Origin of the sequence: Halomonas sp. SIMBA_159, from assembly GCF_046536035.1 — a bacterium.
Taxonomy (GTDB): domain Bacteria; phylum Pseudomonadota; class Gammaproteobacteria; order Pseudomonadales; family Halomonadaceae; genus Vreelandella; species Vreelandella venusta_A.
Window position 1 is genome coordinate 1 of the sequence record NZ_JAWJBT010001779.1, and the last position, 230, is coordinate 230.

A 230-nucleotide genomic window follows, 5' to 3' on the forward strand; every position below is an offset into this window, starting at 1 on the left:
GAGGTATTGTTCCGACAAAGCGGTAATCACTGCTGAAGAGTCGCCGGCTTTCGTAACCGCCACATAATGGTTCAGCAGGCGTTCGAGAACCGTCAGTTTATCAGGAGAAGCATCAAGCTGCTGAAGGAAACGGGTATCGTCCTGGTCCATCATATACGAACTGAACGCATCCGTTAACTCGTTATACTGCCGATCGACGGAAGATTCTTTCCGGTTCGTCCGCTGTTTTC

1 protein-coding gene is annotated in these 230 nt (G+C 50.0%); it reads right to left on the reverse strand.

The genetic code is table 11. The annotated features are described in order from the left end of the window. Nucleotides 1-230: hypothetical protein (locus R0J87_RS25325; RefSeq protein WP_498889776.1), on the reverse strand; the 230-nt coding region annotated here is incomplete at both ends.